Here is a 16,825-nt window from a genome sequence, read left to right as displayed (position 1 = left end):
CGGTTTTGCAAATCATGGTTTTGGCGATTCCGATCCGAGTCGTGACCACCGCGCTCGGTGCTATCTGTGCCGGCTTCAAGCAGGTGCAATGCGGAACCTATGCCGACGACATCGGATTCAATTTGATAAAGCTCCTCCTGGCCGTTGCCCTCCTGGTTCTTGGTTTCGGTATCACCGGATTGGCGATCGGCTACGTGTTGGCCGCGATCGGATCCGTGTCGATTGCTTTCGCCTTCGCCAATCGGCTGTTTCCGTCCTCGCGCCGACGGGATGCGAAACGGGAATTGAGGGCTCTTTTTGCCTTCTCGGTGCCCCTCTATTTCCAACGGCTCTTGAATCGCTTCGGGAGACACGTGGAGACGCTCTTCCTGGGATATTTCGGGGTGATGCGAGATGTTGGCATCTATGGCGCCATCCTGCCCTTGAGCGCGATTGGCAACATGGCATTCGATTCGATCCGTACGATCTCGGCGCCAATCATCTCAGAGCTCCACAGCACGGGATCATCGGACGAGCTCAAACGCTTCTATCAAGTGACCTCCAAATGGGCTTTGACCATCAATCTCCCGATTTTTGCGACCATCGTCCTCTTCGCCGAGACTCTGTTGTCGATCTTCGGCTCGGAGTTCACCGCCGGCGCGAACGGGTTGATCATCCTTGCCGCCGGGGCGATGTTCAACGTCAGTACCGGCGTTTGCGGAACCGTCATCAACATGACGGGATACTCACGACTGGGGCTTCTGAACTCGATCGTCTATCTGGTCAGTACCATCGGGTTGGCGGTCCTGCTGGTACCGAAGTTCCAATTGGTGGGCGCAGCGCTGGCGGGAACCATCACGATCGTCATCAACAACACGTTGCGACTATTCCAAGTGTTTTTCCTCTTCGACGGGCTGTTGCCCTTCGGCAAACCGACCCTGAAACCGATCGTCGCCATCCTTGTCGCCGGCAGCCTGACGGCCTACCTCCAGCATGGCTTTTGGACCGACCAACCCATGGCGCAGCTCCTTCTGATGGGTCCACTCCTGTGCCTCGCCTACGGAATCCTCCTGATCGCCATGAGATTGTCCGAGGACGACCGCGTGATCCTGAAGAAGATCGCGACCCGTTTGGGGTTCTAGCTTGAATCCGAGAGTTACGGCGGTGCCCTTCTCCCCCCTGGAGAGGAGAAGGGCCTGCCGAGGGGCCGAGTGGTCAGGCGTGGTCCCGGCGCAAATCCTAAATCCAAACCTCCCGGCGCGAAGGAGCTTCGGGTCGGCACGCGCAGACGCATTGACGTCTCCAGACCCGAGACGAACCGAAGTTTTGCAACGATCGTGCCATGCCATCAGAATGCTGCTATCTGCTGCAAACAATCAGACTACGGACCTCGCGGTCCGCAAACCGCGCCTTCGGTGTGTAAGCGATCCCGACAGGTGCCACACGTCCAATAGGAACCGTCTCAATGGAAATCATTCACGCTCAAGGGTTTCTGAATTCGCGTCCGGTCGTCAGCGATTCCGACGCCGATGTGCTAAAGTTCGGTGATCGACGGATATGAGCCGGCAGGACATTCTCGAAGTCACCGCCGAGGGCTCAATCGAACGTGAGCTGTTCGAGCGGATCGACCTCGACCGGCTTCCCCGGCATATCGCGGTCATCATGGACGGTAACGGGCGCTGGGCACACCGGCGCGAGCTTCCCCGGGTGGAGGGCCATCTGGCCGGCATCGCATCGGTACGCGAGGCCGTCGAAACTTGCGCGCGACTTGACCTGTCGGTTCTCACTCTCTATGCATTCTCGGTCGAGAACTGGAAGCGGCCGAAGAGCGAGGTCGAGGTCCTGATGAAGCTTCTCAAGCAGTACCTGCATCTCGAGCTTCCCACATTGATGGCGAACGACGTCCGGTTTCGAGTGCTTGGCCGATTGCAGAACCTCCCCTCCGATGTCGTAGAAGAGCTTCACAACGGAATGGAGATGACTCGGAACAATCGCGGGCTTCTCTTCAACGTGGCTCTCAACTACGGTGGCCGCGCCGAGATCGTCGACGCCTGTCAGGCCATCGTCGACGAGGCCGTCGAGCGCGGCGAAGCCCCCCGGGTCGACGAAACCCTCCTCGCAGCGAAGCTCTACACTGCCGGAATCGCCGATCCGGACCTTCTGATCCGAACGAGCGGTGAGATGCGTGTCTCGAACTTTCTTCTCTGGCAAATCGCCTATGCCGAGATATGGGTGACGGAAACCCTCTGGCCAGACTTCCGGAAGCGCGACCTCTTCGAAGCCATCATCGCCTTCCAGAAACGAGAGCGGCGCTACGGAGGGATCGCGGCCCGCAGCACGGCCTGATTCGCCACGACCCATTCGAGCGATGACTCGAATTCTGACCGCTGCCATCGGTGTTCCTCTGCTGCTTGTCATCATCCTGGCAGGCTCCGCCACATTGTTCGTTGCGCTGGTTCTCGGCGTCGCACTCGCTGCCTATCGGGAGCTCGCGCGGCTGATGGCGGACGTGGGCGGTCCTCCGCTCCCCGTCGGCTATCTCGTGGTCGCGGTGACGACTCTGGCGTTTCACCCCCGTTTCCCTCTCTTCCAGGACCTCCTGCCCGTGGCCGCCATCGTGATCGGTGTCGCCGCCGTCCTCGCGCTCGGACCGGTCCGAGGCACCAACGTCAGCATTGCGGCCACGGTCTTCGGGGCGTTCTATCTGGGCGCGCCTCTTGGAAGCGTTGTCTGGCTGCGAACCGCTCCCACGGATCACCAGGCGCGGCTGTGGGTCATCTTCCTCCTGGCGGTGATCATGATGGGGGATGCCTGCGCCTTCTACGCGGGCCGGGCGCTGGGAAAGCATCGCCTCGCTCCGGTGTTGAGCCCCAAGAAGACGATCGAAGGTTTGGCGGGTGGTCTTCTCGGTTCGGTCGTGACCGCGGCCGCCCTGCAAGCGTCTTACGTTACGTGGCTCTCGCCCGCGCGCGCCCTGGCACTCGGCTTCGTTTTGTCGCTTTCGGGAGTGCTCGGCGATCTCTTCGAATCGCTACTGAAACGTTCGGCGGGTGTGAAAGACACATCCCACCTGCTGCCCGGCCACGGCGGCCTTCTCGACCGCATCGACAGCCTCCTCTTCGCGGCGCCGGTGCTTTTCGTTTACGTGAAGTGGACGTCGTGATCGCTTAGAATATTCCCACTATCGTGAAGGGCGTCGCCATTCTCGGATCAACGGGATCGATCGGGAGGAGTACCCTTCGTGTGATCGAGCGGTTCCCGCGACGGTTTCGAGTCGTGGGACTGGCGGCGGGAAGGAATATCGAGACCTTCCGGGATCAAATCGCCGCCCACCGCCCGGAGCTCGTCAGCGTGGTCGAGGAGGCGGATGCCCGAAGGCTTCGAACCGAGCTCGATGGCGTGCAGGTCAAGAGTGGGGTCGAGGGTCTCGTCGAAGTGGCAACTCACCCCGATGTGGAGCTCGTCGTCTCCGCCACCGTGGGCGCCGTCGGGCTCGTTCCCACGCTCGAATCCATCGAGGCGGGGAAGGTCGTGGCCCTGGCGAACAAGGAGACCCTGGTGATGGCCGGCCGGCTCATGATGGAAGCGGTCCGCCGCTCCGGTGCCTCACTCCTGCCGGTGGACAGCGAGCACAATGCGATCCACCAGTGTCTCGCGGGCCGTTCCGAGCGGTTACGCCGAATCTGGCTCACGGCCTCCGGTGGCCCTTTCCGCAACCTCAGCCTCGCGGAGATGCGCGAGGTCACTCCCGAGCAAGCGTTGAAGCATCCCACATGGCAGATGGGTCAGAAGATCACGATCGATTCCGCGACGATGATGAACAAGGGTCTCGAAGTCATCGAGGCCCGTTGGCTGTTTGGCGCGTCCCCCGATCGCATTCGAGTCGTCGTGCATCCGCAATCGACCGTACATTCGATGGTGGAGTTCGAGGACGGCTCGCTGATCGCCCAACTCGGCGTCACCGACATGAGGCTGCCCATTCAATACGCCCTCACGTATCCCGAACGATTGGATAGCGGCCTCAGCCCCCTCGACCTGGAAACGCCGATGAAACTGGATTTCGAGCCTCCCGACTTCGAGCGCTTTCCTTGCCTCGCACTCGCCTACCGCGCCCTCGAGCTCGGTGACACCGCGCCGGCCGTCCTCAATGCCGCAAACGAGGTCGCCGTGGCCGCGTTCCTCGAGCGCCGTATCGGCTTTTTGACCATTGGCGAGGTCCTCGCCGAGACGCTGTCCCGCCATGCTCCGAAGCCTGCCGAAGATCTTTCGGTCGTGATCGACGCGGACCGCTGGGCACGAGAGGAGGCCGAACGCCTGCTCGGCGCCTACGCCTCGGCAAATTAACAGCTCGCGCAAAAAGTCCCGGGAGCGCGCTAAAATAGTGTACTGATGACCACTTTGCTCGCCTTCGCCTTCGTTTTCGGGCTGGTCGTTCTCTTTCACGAAGCCGGCCATTTCTTTACGGCGAAGATCATCGGGGTTCGCGTTAAGGTCTTCTCCTTCGGCTTTCCACCCAAGCTCATCGGGCGAAAGTGGGGCGACACCGAATACCAGTTGTGCCTCCTGCCCATCGGTGGCTACGTCAAAATGGCGGGGGACAATCCCATCGACGCCACCGGCGATCCCCGGGAGTTCATGAGCCGCACCAAATGGGAGCGTCTCGCGATCTATTTCGCCGGTCCGCTGATGAACCTCGTTCTCACCATTGGCATTCTCACCATCCTGTTCATGGTCGGCATGGAAAAGCCCGCGGGACTCGACGATCCGGCCTTCGTCCGCTTCGTCGCCGAGGACTCGCCCGCGGCCCGTTCCGGCGTGCGACCGGGGGACCAGATCGTTGCGATTGATGGCTCGTCGATCGATACCTGGAGCGACGCGATCGATGCCTTCATCGTGCACGCCAACGACACCCTGACGCTGACTCTTCTTCGAGACGGAGAGCGCATCGAGAAGGACGTACTCGTCGAGACCAGAACCGAGGACCAGATCCCCTACACGGGTTTGTTGCCTCCGGTGCAGCCCAAGGTGACGAGCCTGTCCGACGACTTTCCCGCAAAGGCAGCGGGAATGCAGGAAGGCGACATCATCACCCGAGTGGACGACAAGCCGATCTTCCACTTCGAAGAGCTCATCGACGCGATCGAGTCCAAAGGTGGCGAGAGAGTCTCGCTCTCGGTTCTTCGTGATAACGAGACGATAGACTTCGAGCTGACGCCCAAACGCGCGAACGACCGTTGGCTCATCGGAATCCAGTTCGACTCGGCCCCCACGGTAACTCATCAGATTCGAAACCCGGTTCTGGCGCTCGGCGCCGCGGTGAACGAAAGCGGGCGGCTGATTCGCCTGCTCTACGTCGTCCTGGGAAGACTGGTCACGGGACAAGCGTCGGTTCGGCAGATGTCCGGCCCGATCGGCATCGCCGAGGCGTCCGGCGAGACGGCGAGGAGGGGGGCGAGAGCCTTGTTCCTCTTCGTCGCCTTCCTGAGCATCAATCTGGGGATATTGAATCTACTGCCCATTCCCCTGCTCGACGGCGGGCATATGGCGATCATCGCTCTCGAGGGCCTGGCGGGTCGTGACTTCAGCCTTCAGGTCAAGGAAAGAATCTTGCAAGTCGGCCTGGTGATGTTGCTGCTTCTCATGGCCACTGTCATCTACGTCGATTTATCGAGAATCGACGCCATCGGCAAGTACCTCCCCTGGTAGCCCCTCTTGCGTATCGAATCGATCACCATCCACGAAGTAAAGCTCGACCTCAAGCATTTCTTCGAGACGAGCTTCTCGCGAGTCACCTATCAACGATTCCTGCTCCTCGAGGTCGTCGTCGACGGTGTGACGGGCGTCAGCGAGTGCATCGCCGACGAGGCGCCGAGCTACTCCTACGAGACCGTCAAGACCTCGCTCCATGCCATCGAAGACTTCATCGCTCCCGTCGTCCTGAAGTCCGAATACCAGCACCCCGACGAGCTCCTGCCCTCGCTGCGGCACATACGGGGACACAATATGGCCAAGGCCGCCGTCGAGATGGGGTTCTGGGAGGCCTACGCGCGGATGCGGGGTGAACCCCTGGGCATCGTCCTCGGCGGAGAACGAACCGAGATCGCGTCCGGGGTTTCGATCGGGATTCAGGACTCCGTGGGAAAGCTGCTCGAGAAGATCGCAACCGAGATCGGCGACGGTTATCGCCGCATCAAGATCAAACCGGGATGGGATGTCGCCGTGGTGCGCCAGGTGCGAGAGCGATTCCCCGATACTCCGCTGATGGTCGATGCCAACAGCGCCTACACACTCGACGACCTGCCTCTGTTCCAGGAGTTGGACGCGTTCGACTTGATGATGGTGGAGCAACCCCTCCATTACGAGGATATGTGGAATCATGCGACTCTCCAGAAGAAGATAAGAACGCCGGTTTGTCTCGACGAGTCCATCCATTCGCTCGGGGATGCCCGCAGTGCCATCGAGATGGGGGCCTGCCGAATCATCAACATAAAGGCCGGCCGGGTCGGTGGCCTATCCGCATCGCGCGACATCCAGAGGCTCGCGGGCGAACGCGGAATCCCGGTTTGGTGCGGCGGGATGCTCGAGAGCGGGATCGGACGCGCACACAACGTTCACCTCTCGACGCTCGCAAACTTCACCCTTCCGGGAGACGTGGCCGACTCGAAACGCTACTTCGTCGAGGAGCTCATCGAGCCCCGAGTCGAGGTGAGACCCGACGGGACCATCGAGGTTCCTCGAGGGCCTGGAATCGGCTATCAGGTCCTCTGGGACAAGGTGGAGAAGCATCGCGTCTCGCGTCGGATTCTGAACCGCTGATTCCGCTTCGACCGCCGATGACACGATTCTCTGGCCCGCTCGCGGCGGCAATTCTCGCGGTGGTCTGCGTGGATTGCGCCAGCACACCCGCGCCAACCATCGAGCCACCCTTCGAGATCAAATATGCCCGGCTGGTGAAGCTCGAGGACGAGCGATCGCTCGGGGGCGGCGAGATCGAGGCGAGACTGACGGACCCTGACGCTCGGCTGCGGGCGCGGGCGGCGCTCGCGCTCGGTCGAATCGGTATCGGGCAGACCGCCTCCCGGCTCGTCCCCTTGCTCTCCGACCCCTCGGCCTATGTGAGAACGACGGCGGCCTTCGCCCTCGGGCTGTACGAGACCGAACTACCGCCGTCGGCCCGGGACGAGCTGCTCGAAACCCTGTCCGACGAGTCGGCTTCTGTCCGGGGACGGGCCGCCGAGACGCTTGCGCGCAAGGTGGGCGAAGAGGCAGCAGAGCCCATTGCCGACGCGATCGCGTCCGATTTGCCCCGGGGCCAGGAGCCCTACGGCTGGACGGCGTCGATGACGAGCTCCGAGATGCGTTTTCCGCATTTCGCCGAGCGGCTCTCGCTGTTCGCCCTGTCTAAGCTCGAGAGTGTGCGCTGGGCGTGGGGTCTGCTCGCCACCGAAGGCGGCACACCGCGTCTCGCCTGGTGGCCTGCGGCCTGGGCGGCCAGCAATCTCCCGGGCGAACAGCTTTCCTCGATCTTTTTGTTCTACGCGGGCTCACCCGACCCCGTTTTGAGGCTCTACGGTGCGCGCGGTCTCGGCGGCACCGTGCCGGAGCAGTCTCGCGACCAGCTTCGCGTGCTCCTGTTCGACCCCAACGAGAAAGTCCGCATCGAAGCCATTCGCGCCTCGGCGCGGCTGGGGCTCGAGGAGCTGGTGCCCGATTTGATTACCCACCTCACCGAAGACACGAGATACGTCCAGGTCGAGGTGTTGAAAGCTCTTTCCGTCTTGCGCCATCCCGAGGCCGTCGACCCTCTCATCGATCTTCTCGGCAGCGAGATCGCCTGGGTGCGAGGACTCGCGCTCTCCGCGCTGGCGCATCAGGACGAGGAGAGCTTCTTTCTTCTCTTGTCGGGCGTGGGTGTGGATCCCGACTGGGGGACCCGAGTCGCGGTGGTGGAGACCCTCGGAAAGATGGGGAGCAAGCTCGCCCGGACCCGACTTCGGGATTCACTCGACGACCCGGACGCTCGCGTCCGCGGGGCGGTCCTGCGCAATCTCGCGCATCAGGATGACGAAGATCCGACCGGGCTTTTCATCGAGAGATTGCGGGCGGAGGATCCGTTCGAACGCGTCGCCGCAGCCAACCGTCTTGCGCACCTCCGGAATGAAGCTGCCCTGGGGCCCTTGGAGCAGGCTTTTCACGCCGAAACGGACGAGCGGGCGAAGGTGGCGATGCTATCGGCCATCGACTGGCTCGATGGCGAGCGGGGCAGCGAGCTCGCCCGAGCTGCCGAAGACGACTCGAGCTACTTGCTGAGACGGCGCTCGGCGGCGATTCTGGGGAGCGATGTGCGCGCGCTCCCCAGCCGTTACGGTCTCGAGCACTACCAGGCTTTCATCGAGGCCCCCTACACGCCGCAGGCGTTCATCCGGACCGGACGCGGGACCATCGAGCTGGAGCTTTTCATCGCCGACGCGCCCCTGACGGTGAAAAACTTCATCGAGCTCGCGCGCAAGGGTTTCTACGATGGACTGACGTTTCACGAGGTCGTCCCCAACGGTTTCATCCGAACGGGTGACCCGAGGGCCGACGGCAACGGAGGTCCGGGCTATTCGATTAGATCGGAAATCAACGAAAGGCCATTCCTCAGGGGAACGGTGGCCCTGTGGGAGGAGGAAAAGGACTGGGGCGGAAGCCAGTTCTTCATTACTCACTTGCCCGAGCCTGGTTTCGACGGACGCTTTACCGTGTTCGGACAGGTCACGACGGGAATGGACGTCGTCGACCGAATCGAGCGCGGGGATTCCGTTCTGGACGTCACCATCTGGGACGGCATTACGTCTCCCTACCGGGGCGAATAGTTCCGCCCCGTGCACTACCGGCTCGTCGCCATCGACCTCGATGGGACCCTGCTCGACTCCGCGAAAAGAATCCCGGCGGACAACCTGAGCGCAATCGAGGAGATATCTGGAGCAGGAATCGCGGTTGCCGTCGTCAGCGGCCGACGGTTCTCCTCGCTACGACGACTCCTCGCTCCTCTCCAACCGGCTTACGTGGTGGCCAACAGCGGCGCCATCGTGAGAGAGGGGCTCGAGGGAGCCATTCTTCGGCGAAGGATGCTACCGCGGGCGGCGGCTTGCGAGATTCTGCGCTTCGCGCGGGAGTTTCCCATGGAGCCCGTGGTCCACGATGGGCCGAATGGCGAGGGCCATATCATCCTGAGATCCTCGGCGCGAGATCTTCCTTCGTTGAAACGTTACCTCGGCGAGAGGCAGCCGAACGCCCAATGGGTGGACGACTTCAGGCTCCTGCGCGACCCGGTGCAGATCGGCTTCACCGACGGAGTCGATTCCATCCGTGCCTTCGAGAAGGCCCTGCGACACGCGCTCGCCCCGCGAGGTCTCGGATTCGCCACGGCGCGAACGGAGTATGCCGACGAGGACTTCGCGCTTCTCGATGTCCTGTCCGAAGAAGCGACGAAGGCGGTGGCGCTCGAGTTCCTCGCGAGCCATTTGGGAATCACCCTCGAGGAAACGATCGCCATCGGAGACAACTGGAACGACGTCGAAATGCTGGAGCGCGCGGGCCTCGGCATCGTAATGGGAAACGCGTCGAGCGCGCTGCGCGCTCATGGGTTGGCGACGACTTCGACCAACGACGACGCCGGAGTCGCCGAAGCGATTCGGCGATATGTGTTGAGTTGAGGGGTGAGGAAAAAAGAAGGGGGTGATGAACTCACCCCCTCTCTCGGTACCCCTGAGGAAGACTTACTTCTTCTTCTTGGCGGCTTTCTTCGCTGTTTTCTTGGCCGCTTTCTTAGCTCTCTTCTTCTTTGCCATTGTGTTCTCGCCTCCTCTCCTTAGGGGGTTTCGTAGAGGAGGCCGAGTGAGCTCTTTGCCGTTCGAAGGAATCGAACGCTTCCGTTCATCTTCGGTCTCTCCACGACATATGCCAAGACCGGACGACCCCCTCACAGACGACTGCTACGGGGAACTCAACAACTATAAGTCGTTTGAGTCTGGGCTTGACATACTAGATGTAGCATAAGGAAGCCAGAGTAGTGTGTCAAGCCTTTTGTCGATGGGAAAAACGGCGTTGGTGCTTTGGATAGAACGCGTTAGGCGCGCGAGTCGATGGTGAGTTTCGCCTTGACCGCAGGTTGCGGACGGGCGCGCCGGGGTGTCCTCACGACGACCCACGGTCCAGTGGATACCCCAGCGTTCATGCCGGTCGCCACCCAGGGCGCGGTAAAGGCGTTGACCCAGAGGCAGCTGGAAGAGCTGGATTCCCAGATCATTCTGGCCAACACCTATCATCTTATGCTTCGACCGGGGGCCGAACGGGTCGCGGCGCTCGGCGGACTCCATGACCTCATCTCCTGGCGACGGCCGATTCTGACCGATAGCGGCGGTTTTCAAATCGCGAGTCTCGCGGCCTTGAGACGCGTCGACGACGGCGGCGTTACCTTCCGCTCCCACCTCGACGGCTCGCTTCACCTGTTGACCCCGGAACGGGCGGTCGACATCCAGGAAAAGCTCGGCTCGGACATCGCGATGGTGCTCGACGAATGCATCGTCTATCCTGCCGACACCACGAGCGCTCGCGAGGCTTGCCGCCGCACTCTGGAGTGGGCCCGGCGCTCCAAGCAGGCACACCGTCGAGGCGATCAGGCGCTGTTCGGCATCGTGCAAGGCGGGGTGTACGAAGACCTGCGTCGTGAGCACGCCCGAGCGCTCGTCGACTTGGACTTTCCCGGTTACGGAATCGGTGGCCTAGCGGTCGGCGAACCGATCGCGCTCACGCTCGCGATGACTGAAGCCGTGGCCGAAGAGCTCCCCGGGGACAAACCGCGATACCTGATGGGAGCGGGAACGCCTCTAGACATCCTCGAGTCGGTGGAGCGCGGAGTCGACCTGTTCGACTGCGTTCTTCCCACGAGGAACGCTCGAAACGGCACGTTATTCGTTTCGACGGGGAAAATCGCGATCAAGAACGCCCGCTATTCCGACGACCCGGCACCACTGGATCCTCGGTGCCTCTGCTACACCTGTCGGAACTTCTCCCGAGCTTACCTGCGGCATCTGTTCCTCGCCCGCGAGATGAGCTCCGCGACGCTGAACACCATCCATAACCTACATTTCTACTTCGCGCTTTTGCGCCGCATCCGTTCTGCCATCGAGGAAGGCACCTTCTCAACCCTTCTCGACGAAGAGCGCTCCCGGGTTGCCGACGGATCGGCTTGAACGACCCTTTGAGCTAAACTATCATGTTGTCCTGTTGATGCTTGCCGTCGTGCCTCTTCAAGGTTCGGGTGCGTTCTTGAGCAACCAGATTCTGCTCATGCTCGTCATCTTTGCCGTCTTCTACCTCATCGTCATCCGGCCGATGCGAAAGAAGCAGCAGGATACCGAGACGATGCTGAGCCAGCTGAAGAACGGAGATCGGGTCTTGACCAGCGGCGGAATCTACGGCACCGTCGTCGGCGTGAGCGACGATTCCGTCCAATTACGGGTGGCGGAGCACGTAAAGATTCAAGTCGCGAAATCGGCTATCACCCAGCTCGTTGAGGAGTCGTCCAAGGCCCGCCTTGCAGCCGCGGCTGCGAAGAAGTAGCTCATTCCATGAGAAAGAACCTGCGTTGGAAAGCCGCCCTCATCCTCGCGGTGACGGGTTTGTGCGTTTGGTCGTTCTACCCCCCCGAGGAGAAGATCAAGCTCGGCCTCGATCTCAAAGGTGGCATCCATCTGATCATGAAGGTGAATACCGAGGATGCTCTCAATGCCGTGACCGACGAGGCCTCCGAGATTCTCGGTCAATCGCTCGACGAGGAGAGCATCGCCTTCGACGCCATCGAGAAAGAAGAGGCGGGAAAGCTCCGGGTGACCGGCGTCGACGGCACGAAGGACAGTGCCTTCAGGACCCTCGTCGAGACCAACTTCGGGAGCTGGGAGGTCCTGGCTCGCGGAGGCGGACAATGGGAGCTCGAGTACCGGCAGGCCGCGAGGTCGATCCTGAGGGAGGAGACCGTCGCCCAGGCCATCGAGACGATCCGTCGTCGCGTCGACGAGCTAGGTGTGGCCGAGCCCGTGATCGCGCCTCACGGCGACTCCGGTAACCAAATTCTGGTCCAGCTTCCCGGCTTCGACGACATCGAACGGGCCAAAGGACTCATCAGGGAGACGGCAAAGCTCGAGCTGCGGCTCGTTCAGGGACGGGGTTTCTCCGAGGACCAACTGCTCGGAGGCCGCCCTCAGCCTCCGGGAACCGAGATCCTCTCCGGGATCGCCGAGACCGGGGGAACCGACAAGTACTACTACCTCGTCGAGAGAGTCCCGGTCATAACCGGCCGCGACCTGAAGAACGCACGGCGCTCGCTCGACTACGATACCAATACCCCCAACGTGTCTTTCACGCTCAAGCCCGAGGCCGCGAGCCGCTTCCAGCGTGAAACGCGGGCCAACATCGGTCGACAGCTCGCGATCGTCCTGGACAACAACGTCGTCTCCGCTCCCGTCATCCAGAGCGCCATCTACGATCAGGGGCAGATCACGGGAAACTTCACCGTGGAGGAAGCTCAGGATCTCGCCATCAAACTGCGCTCCGGCGCCCTGCCCGCTTCGCTCGAGTATCAGGAGGAGCGGACCGTCGGACCCAGCCTGGGAGCCGACTCCATCCGCAGTGGCGTCACCGCTTCCCTGGTCGGACTCGCCGCCGTGGTCTTGTTCGTACTCTTTTATTATCGACTCTCCGGCGTCAACGCCGTCATCGCCCTCGCACTCAACGTCCTGATTCTCGTGGCCGCTCTGGCCTACTTCTCGGCGACACTCACACTGCCCGGAATCGCCGGAGTCATCCTGACCATCGGCGTCGGCGTGGACGCCAATGTGCTGATTTTCGAGCGCATCAAGGAGGAGATGCGGAGCGGAAAGACTCCGCGCACGGCCATATCGGCGAGCTTCGGCAAGGTGTTCTGGACGATCTTCGACGCCAATTTGACGAGCCTCGTGGCGGCTGTGATTCTCTTCCAGTTCGGAACCGGTCCGGTGCAAGGATTCGCCGTGACGCTGAGCATCGGTTTGCTGTCGAACATGTTCACCGCGATCTTCGTCTCCCGCTTCATTTTCGACTTCGTGCTCTCGGGCCGGCAGGTCGAGGCGCTCAGCATCTGAAAACCGAGAGGCGGTAAATGGATTTCATCGGCGACACCAGCATCGATTGGCTCAAGTACCGGTGGTACTTCATCGCGTTCTCACTCATCGTTGCCTCGATCGGCGTGCTCGATATCGCGAGGAAAGGTGGACTGAGGTACGGGATCGATTTTTCCGAGGGAACCATCGTCTACCCGCGATTCGAGAAGACGCCGCAGATCGAAGAGATCAGGCGCGTTCTCTCGAATGCCGGCATCGGCGAGGCCGTCATCCAGCGCTACGACCGGGAGGAGATGAACCTGGTGATGATCCGGGTCGAGCGAAGAGGCGACGACACGGTGGAGCTAGACGCCACCGCGACCCGTATCCTCGATGCCCTCAGAAACAATTTGCCCGACAACGAGCTCGTCGATGTCTCCACCGAGATCGTCGGGCCGGTCGTGGGTGAGACGCTTCGCCGACAGGCGCGAAATGCCACGCTTTTCGCCATGGGGGCGATGCTCTTGTACATCGGCTTCCGTTTCGAGCCCATTTACGGAGTGGGTGCCACCGTGGCCGTCTTTCATGACGTGGTGCTGACCCTGGGACTGGTCTCGGTCTTCAACCACGAGATCAGTCTGAACATCATCGCCGCGTTTCTCTTTCTCGTGGGTTACTCGGTGAACGACACCATTGTAATCTTCGACCGGGTCAGGGAGAACCGTCAGCTCGCGCGGCGGACCTCGCTCCGCGAAATTATGAATCTGTCGATCAATCAGACGCTGCGTCGCACCATCCTGACTTCCGGCCTCACTTTCTTTGCCGTGGTGGCCCTCTATGCCCTCGGGGGCGAGGTCCTGCGGGGCTTCTCCTTCGTTCTGGTCACGGGAATCATCATCGGAACCTACTCGTCCATCGCCATCGCCTCGCCCATCGTTTTGTGGTGGCGCCGGTATCGAGACCGGCCGGCGTCCCAACGCCGCAAAGCCAAGACCAAGCCCGAAGAACGAGCCGCGCGCGTGTAAGATCCTGTTGTAATATTAGCTATCGTGCGCCACCGTCGGCGAGCGATGGAGGAGACGTCCCTTGATCGAATGGGGTGGTCAGAAGCGGCCTCCAGAAGCCAGCGCGACCGGAGAACGACCTAGCGCGCGACCCACCTGCCTCGGCAGCACGATCCGCCTCGCCGCGGGAGGCCTGCGCGGCGACCGATGGTCGGGTGCTCCTCTGGGCATTGCCGCCCATGCCGTCGCATTGGCGACCTTCGGTCTGCTGGCCGTCTTTTCCGTGGACGCACCGCTCACACCGGCGTTGAAACCCCTGGTGTTCTGGTTCGCCGCTCCCCCGCCGCCCCCTCAGCTGCGAGGAGATCCGAGCTTGATTCCCATCGAGTCGGCGGTGATTCCACGCCTTCATGATGCGGCGATTCTGGATCCCCCTTCGCGTCGCTTGATAATGTCCGACGAGATCCTTAGCCCTGAGTTCGACGTCTCGTTCGGCGCCGACCTGGGCTTCGACCAGGGCCTCGCCGACGGAATGGATAGTGACATCCCCGGGGGTGTGGTTGGCGGAGTCCCCGGTGGACTGGTGGGAGGCGTCCTCGGGGGGAAAGGGACGGTGGTCCCTCCTCTGCCCAAGCCCGATGTGGGTCCGAGCCCTATCCGAATGCCGCTGCCGAGCTACACCAAGGCGGCGGTTCGCGACAACGTTTCCGGAGCGGTCGTGCTCCGCGTTCTCATCGATGAGAAGGGGAAGGTCCAGGTACTCGAGGTTCGCCGCTCGATCCCCACGCTCGATGAGGAGGCGATCCAAATGGTCGAATCTCGCTGGCTGTTCGAGCCTGCGACCAAGAACGGCCGACCGATCCCCGCGGTGAGCGACCTCGTCGTGCGGTTCCGTCTCTATTGAGATCCTCGTAGCGGCTTGACACGAGGCAACGCCGCGATTAGCATACGCTGCTCGAGGGAGACAGTTGCGGATCTCCCCTCATCAGTTGACAGCGAGGTCGCTTGTCGATATGGATACGACTCCAGTTGGCTTCGAGTTCCCACGAGTTGTCGGCGGTATGTTGATTTTTCGAGTGGCCCGACTGGAACCTTTCGTGATGGGCGGTGTCTAACCGCGCAGTATGGTACTGGAATTTCGTAGTCTGTCCGACGGACCGGATAAAGGCCATGCCATCTTGTCATTCGAAGTGATTCATTCTTCTCCGGAAAGGAGCACTGATCGCCGTGCCCAAAGAATTATTTGATCTTGCATTGACGCCGGAGGGGGGTCGCGCGGGAAGATCCCTCGCGAGCTTCATGACCTCGCTTCTGCTGCAGGGCGGAATCATCTTCGCGATGATCGTCGTGCCGTTGATGGCCACCGACAACCTGCCCACGCCCGAGGGAATCATGACCTTCATGGCGACGCCCCCTCCGCCCCCTCCGCCACCGCCACCGCCGCCTCCCCCGAAGGCGGCGCCGAGGCCGACGGCTCCCCGTCCGGTGCTGGCCACCACCCCGCAGTTCGTAGCTCCGGTGGAGATCCCGGACGAAATCGGCATGGACATGGGGATCGATTTCGGAGTCCCCGGCGGTGTCGAGGGAGGGGTCCCGGGTGGGGTCATCGGCGGAATCGTGGGAGGGCTTCCCGAAGCACCACCACCCCCTCCGAAACAGGAGCCGGTGCGAGTTGGCGGAAACATTCGCCCGCCCAACAAGATCAAGGACGTCGCGCCGACTTATCCGGATATCGCGAAGCAAGCCCGAGTTCAGGGCATCGTCATCCTCGAGGCCATCATCGATCCTCAGGGAACCGTTACCAACGTGAGAGTGCTCCGCTCGATTCCACTACTCGACCAATCGGCAATCGATGCCGTCAAGCAGTGGAAATACGAGCCGACGCTCCTGAACGGCGTGCCGGTACCGATCGTCATGACGGTCACGGTCAACTTCGCGTTGAGCTAACCGGAGCTTGATACAAAGAACTTCTCGCGTCTACCTAAGGTTTATACACAGGAGGAAATAATGCAGTTTAGCCTGCTCGATATTTGGAACCACATGGGGCTCACGGCGAAGCTGGTCAACTTCACCATGTTGATGATGTCCATTTACTCCCTGAGCGTGATGATCGAACGCTTCATGACCTACCGGAAAGCAAAGAAGCAGTCACGGGCCTATGCGCCGAAGGTAGCGAAGCTCTTGAAGGATGGGAAGATTCAAGACGCCATCAAAATCAGCAGCTCCAAGGACGTCAAGAACAGCCACCTGGCGAAAGTTCTTCTGGCGGGCCTCCAGGAGTACCAGTTCCAGAAGGAGAGCGGGGAAGGCTCCCGTGACGACATGATGGAAGCTGCTCACCGGGCGATCGAGCGCGCAACGGCTCTGAACCTGACCGACCTCAGGCGCGGCCTATCCGGCCTGGCCACCGTGGGGGCGACAGCTCCGTTCGTGGGTCTGTTCGGAACGGTCGCCGGTATCATCAACGCTTTTCGCGGTATGGCGCTCACCGGCTCCGGCGGTATCGGCGCGGTATCGGCGGGAATCGCGGAGGCGCTCATCGCCACGGCGTTCGGTCTGTTCGTAGCCATCCCGGCCGTCTGGGCCTTCAACTACCTGACCACGCGAGTCGAGGGATTCACCGTCGAGATGGACAACAGCGCGTCCGAGCTCATCGACTACATGGCGAAGAAGACGGCCACTTCCTGAGTTCCGCCGCAGTCCAGCAAAGGAGATAACGTT

General features: G+C 61.6%; 15 protein-coding genes. All 15 read left to right on the top strand.

Annotated elements, in window-relative coordinates; translation table 11 throughout:
* The coding region (locus VEK15_17100) for a polysaccharide biosynthesis C-terminal domain-containing protein (protein HXV62421.1) at positions 1-1,121 on the top strand (1,121 nt) is incomplete at its 5' end.
* A 415-nt stretch (positions 1,122-1,536) separates the two neighbouring features.
* Positions 1,537-2,325, top strand: coding sequence for an isoprenyl transferase (locus tag VEK15_17095; protein ID HXV62420.1), 789 nt, complete (start codon positions 1,537-1,539; stop codon positions 2,323-2,325).
* A 22-nt stretch (positions 2,326-2,347) separates the two neighbouring features.
* Positions 2,348-3,142, top strand: a complete 795-nt coding sequence (locus VEK15_17090) for a phosphatidate cytidylyltransferase (GenBank protein ID HXV62419.1) — start codon at positions 2,348-2,350, stop codon at positions 3,140-3,142.
* A 23-nt stretch (positions 3,143-3,165) separates the two neighbouring features.
* The gene (locus VEK15_17085; GenBank protein ID HXV62418.1) at positions 3,166-4,323 is read left to right on the top strand and encodes a 1-deoxy-D-xylulose-5-phosphate reductoisomerase; all 1,158 of its coding nucleotides are present in this window, start codon (positions 3,166-3,168) and stop codon (positions 4,321-4,323) included.
* Between the two features lie 45 nt (positions 4,324-4,368).
* Positions 4,369-5,685 (top strand): RIP metalloprotease RseP, encoded by a 1,317-nt coding sequence (gene rseP / locus VEK15_17080; protein ID HXV62417.1) that lies wholly within the window; start codon positions 4,369-4,371, stop codon positions 5,683-5,685.
* 6 nt (positions 5,686-5,691) lie between these two features.
* Positions 5,692-6,795, top strand: coding sequence for an o-succinylbenzoate synthase (menC, locus tag VEK15_17075; GenBank protein HXV62416.1), 1,104 nt, complete (start codon positions 5,692-5,694; stop codon positions 6,793-6,795).
* Between the two features lie 17 nt (positions 6,796-6,812).
* Positions 6,813-8,834, top strand: a complete 2,022-nt coding sequence (locus VEK15_17070) for a HEAT repeat domain-containing protein (GenBank protein ID HXV62415.1) — start codon at positions 6,813-6,815, stop codon at positions 8,832-8,834.
* Between the two features lie 9 nt (positions 8,835-8,843).
* On the top strand, positions 8,844-9,677 hold the full coding sequence (locus VEK15_17065; protein ID HXV62414.1) for an HAD family hydrolase: 834 nt from the start codon (positions 8,844-8,846) through the stop codon (positions 9,675-9,677).
* Between the two features lie 429 nt (positions 9,678-10,106).
* Complete coding sequence (gene tgt, locus VEK15_17060) at positions 10,107-11,216, top strand: tRNA guanosine(34) transglycosylase Tgt (protein ID HXV62413.1); 1,110 nt, start codon at positions 10,107-10,109, stop codon at positions 11,214-11,216.
* Positions 11,217-11,253: 37 nt separating this feature from the next.
* Positions 11,254-11,586, top strand: a complete 333-nt coding sequence (gene yajC / locus VEK15_17055; protein HXV62412.1) for a preprotein translocase subunit YajC — start codon at positions 11,254-11,256, stop codon at positions 11,584-11,586.
* Between the two features lie 8 nt (positions 11,587-11,594).
* Positions 11,595-13,142 (top strand): protein translocase subunit SecD, encoded by a 1,548-nt coding sequence (gene secD / locus VEK15_17050; GenBank protein ID HXV62411.1) that lies wholly within the window; start codon positions 11,595-11,597, stop codon positions 13,140-13,142.
* Positions 13,143-13,159: 17 nt separating this feature from the next.
* Complete coding sequence (secF, locus tag VEK15_17045; GenBank protein ID HXV62410.1) at positions 13,160-14,125, top strand: protein translocase subunit SecF; 966 nt, start codon at positions 13,160-13,162, stop codon at positions 14,123-14,125.
* 61 nt (positions 14,126-14,186) lie between these two features.
* Complete coding sequence (locus tag VEK15_17040) at positions 14,187-15,008, top strand: energy transducer TonB (GenBank protein HXV62409.1); 822 nt, start codon at positions 14,187-14,189, stop codon at positions 15,006-15,008.
* A gap of 350 nt (positions 15,009-15,358) precedes the next feature.
* Positions 15,359-16,051: an energy transducer TonB gene (locus VEK15_17035; GenBank protein HXV62408.1), complete on the top strand. Its 693-nt coding sequence runs from the start codon at positions 15,359-15,361 to the stop codon at positions 16,049-16,051.
* A gap of 60 nt (positions 16,052-16,111) precedes the next feature.
* Complete coding sequence (locus VEK15_17030) at positions 16,112-16,792, top strand: MotA/TolQ/ExbB proton channel family protein (protein ID HXV62407.1); 681 nt, start codon at positions 16,112-16,114, stop codon at positions 16,790-16,792.
* Positions 16,793-16,825: the final 33 nt, after the last annotated feature.

It is taken from the genome of Vicinamibacteria bacterium (assembly GCA_035620555.1).
Classification (GTDB): Bacteria; Acidobacteriota; Vicinamibacteria; order Marinacidobacterales; family SMYC01; genus DASPGQ01.
This window is presented reverse-complemented; position numbering and strand designations above follow the sequence as displayed.

Bases quoted from the DNA above. Each gene is read 5' to 3' on its own strand.
- VEK15_17095 (HXV62420.1), top strand. From the start codon at position 1,537: ATGAGCCGGCAGGACATTCTCGAAGTCACCGCCGAGGGCTCAATCGAA.
- VEK15_17090 (HXV62419.1), top strand. From the start codon at position 2,348: ATGACTCGAATTCTGACCGCTGCCATCGGTGTTCCTCTGCTGCTTGTC.
- rseP (HXV62417.1), top strand. From the start codon at position 4,369: ATGACCACTTTGCTCGCCTTCGCCTTCGTTTTCGGGCTGGTCGTTCTC.
- VEK15_17070 (HXV62415.1), top strand. From the start codon at position 6,813: ATGACACGATTCTCTGGCCCGCTCGCGGCGGCAATTCTCGCGGTGGTC.
- tgt (HXV62413.1), top strand. From the start codon at position 10,107: ATGGTGAGTTTCGCCTTGACCGCAGGTTGCGGACGGGCGCGCCGGGGT.
- yajC (HXV62412.1), top strand. From the start codon at position 11,254: ATGCTTGCCGTCGTGCCTCTTCAAGGTTCGGGTGCGTTCTTGAGCAAC.
- secD (HXV62411.1), top strand. From the start codon at position 11,595: ATGAGAAAGAACCTGCGTTGGAAAGCCGCCCTCATCCTCGCGGTGACG.
- secF (HXV62410.1), top strand. From the start codon at position 13,160: ATGGATTTCATCGGCGACACCAGCATCGATTGGCTCAAGTACCGGTGG.
- VEK15_17030 (HXV62407.1), top strand. From the start codon at position 16,112: ATGCAGTTTAGCCTGCTCGATATTTGGAACCACATGGGGCTCACGGCG.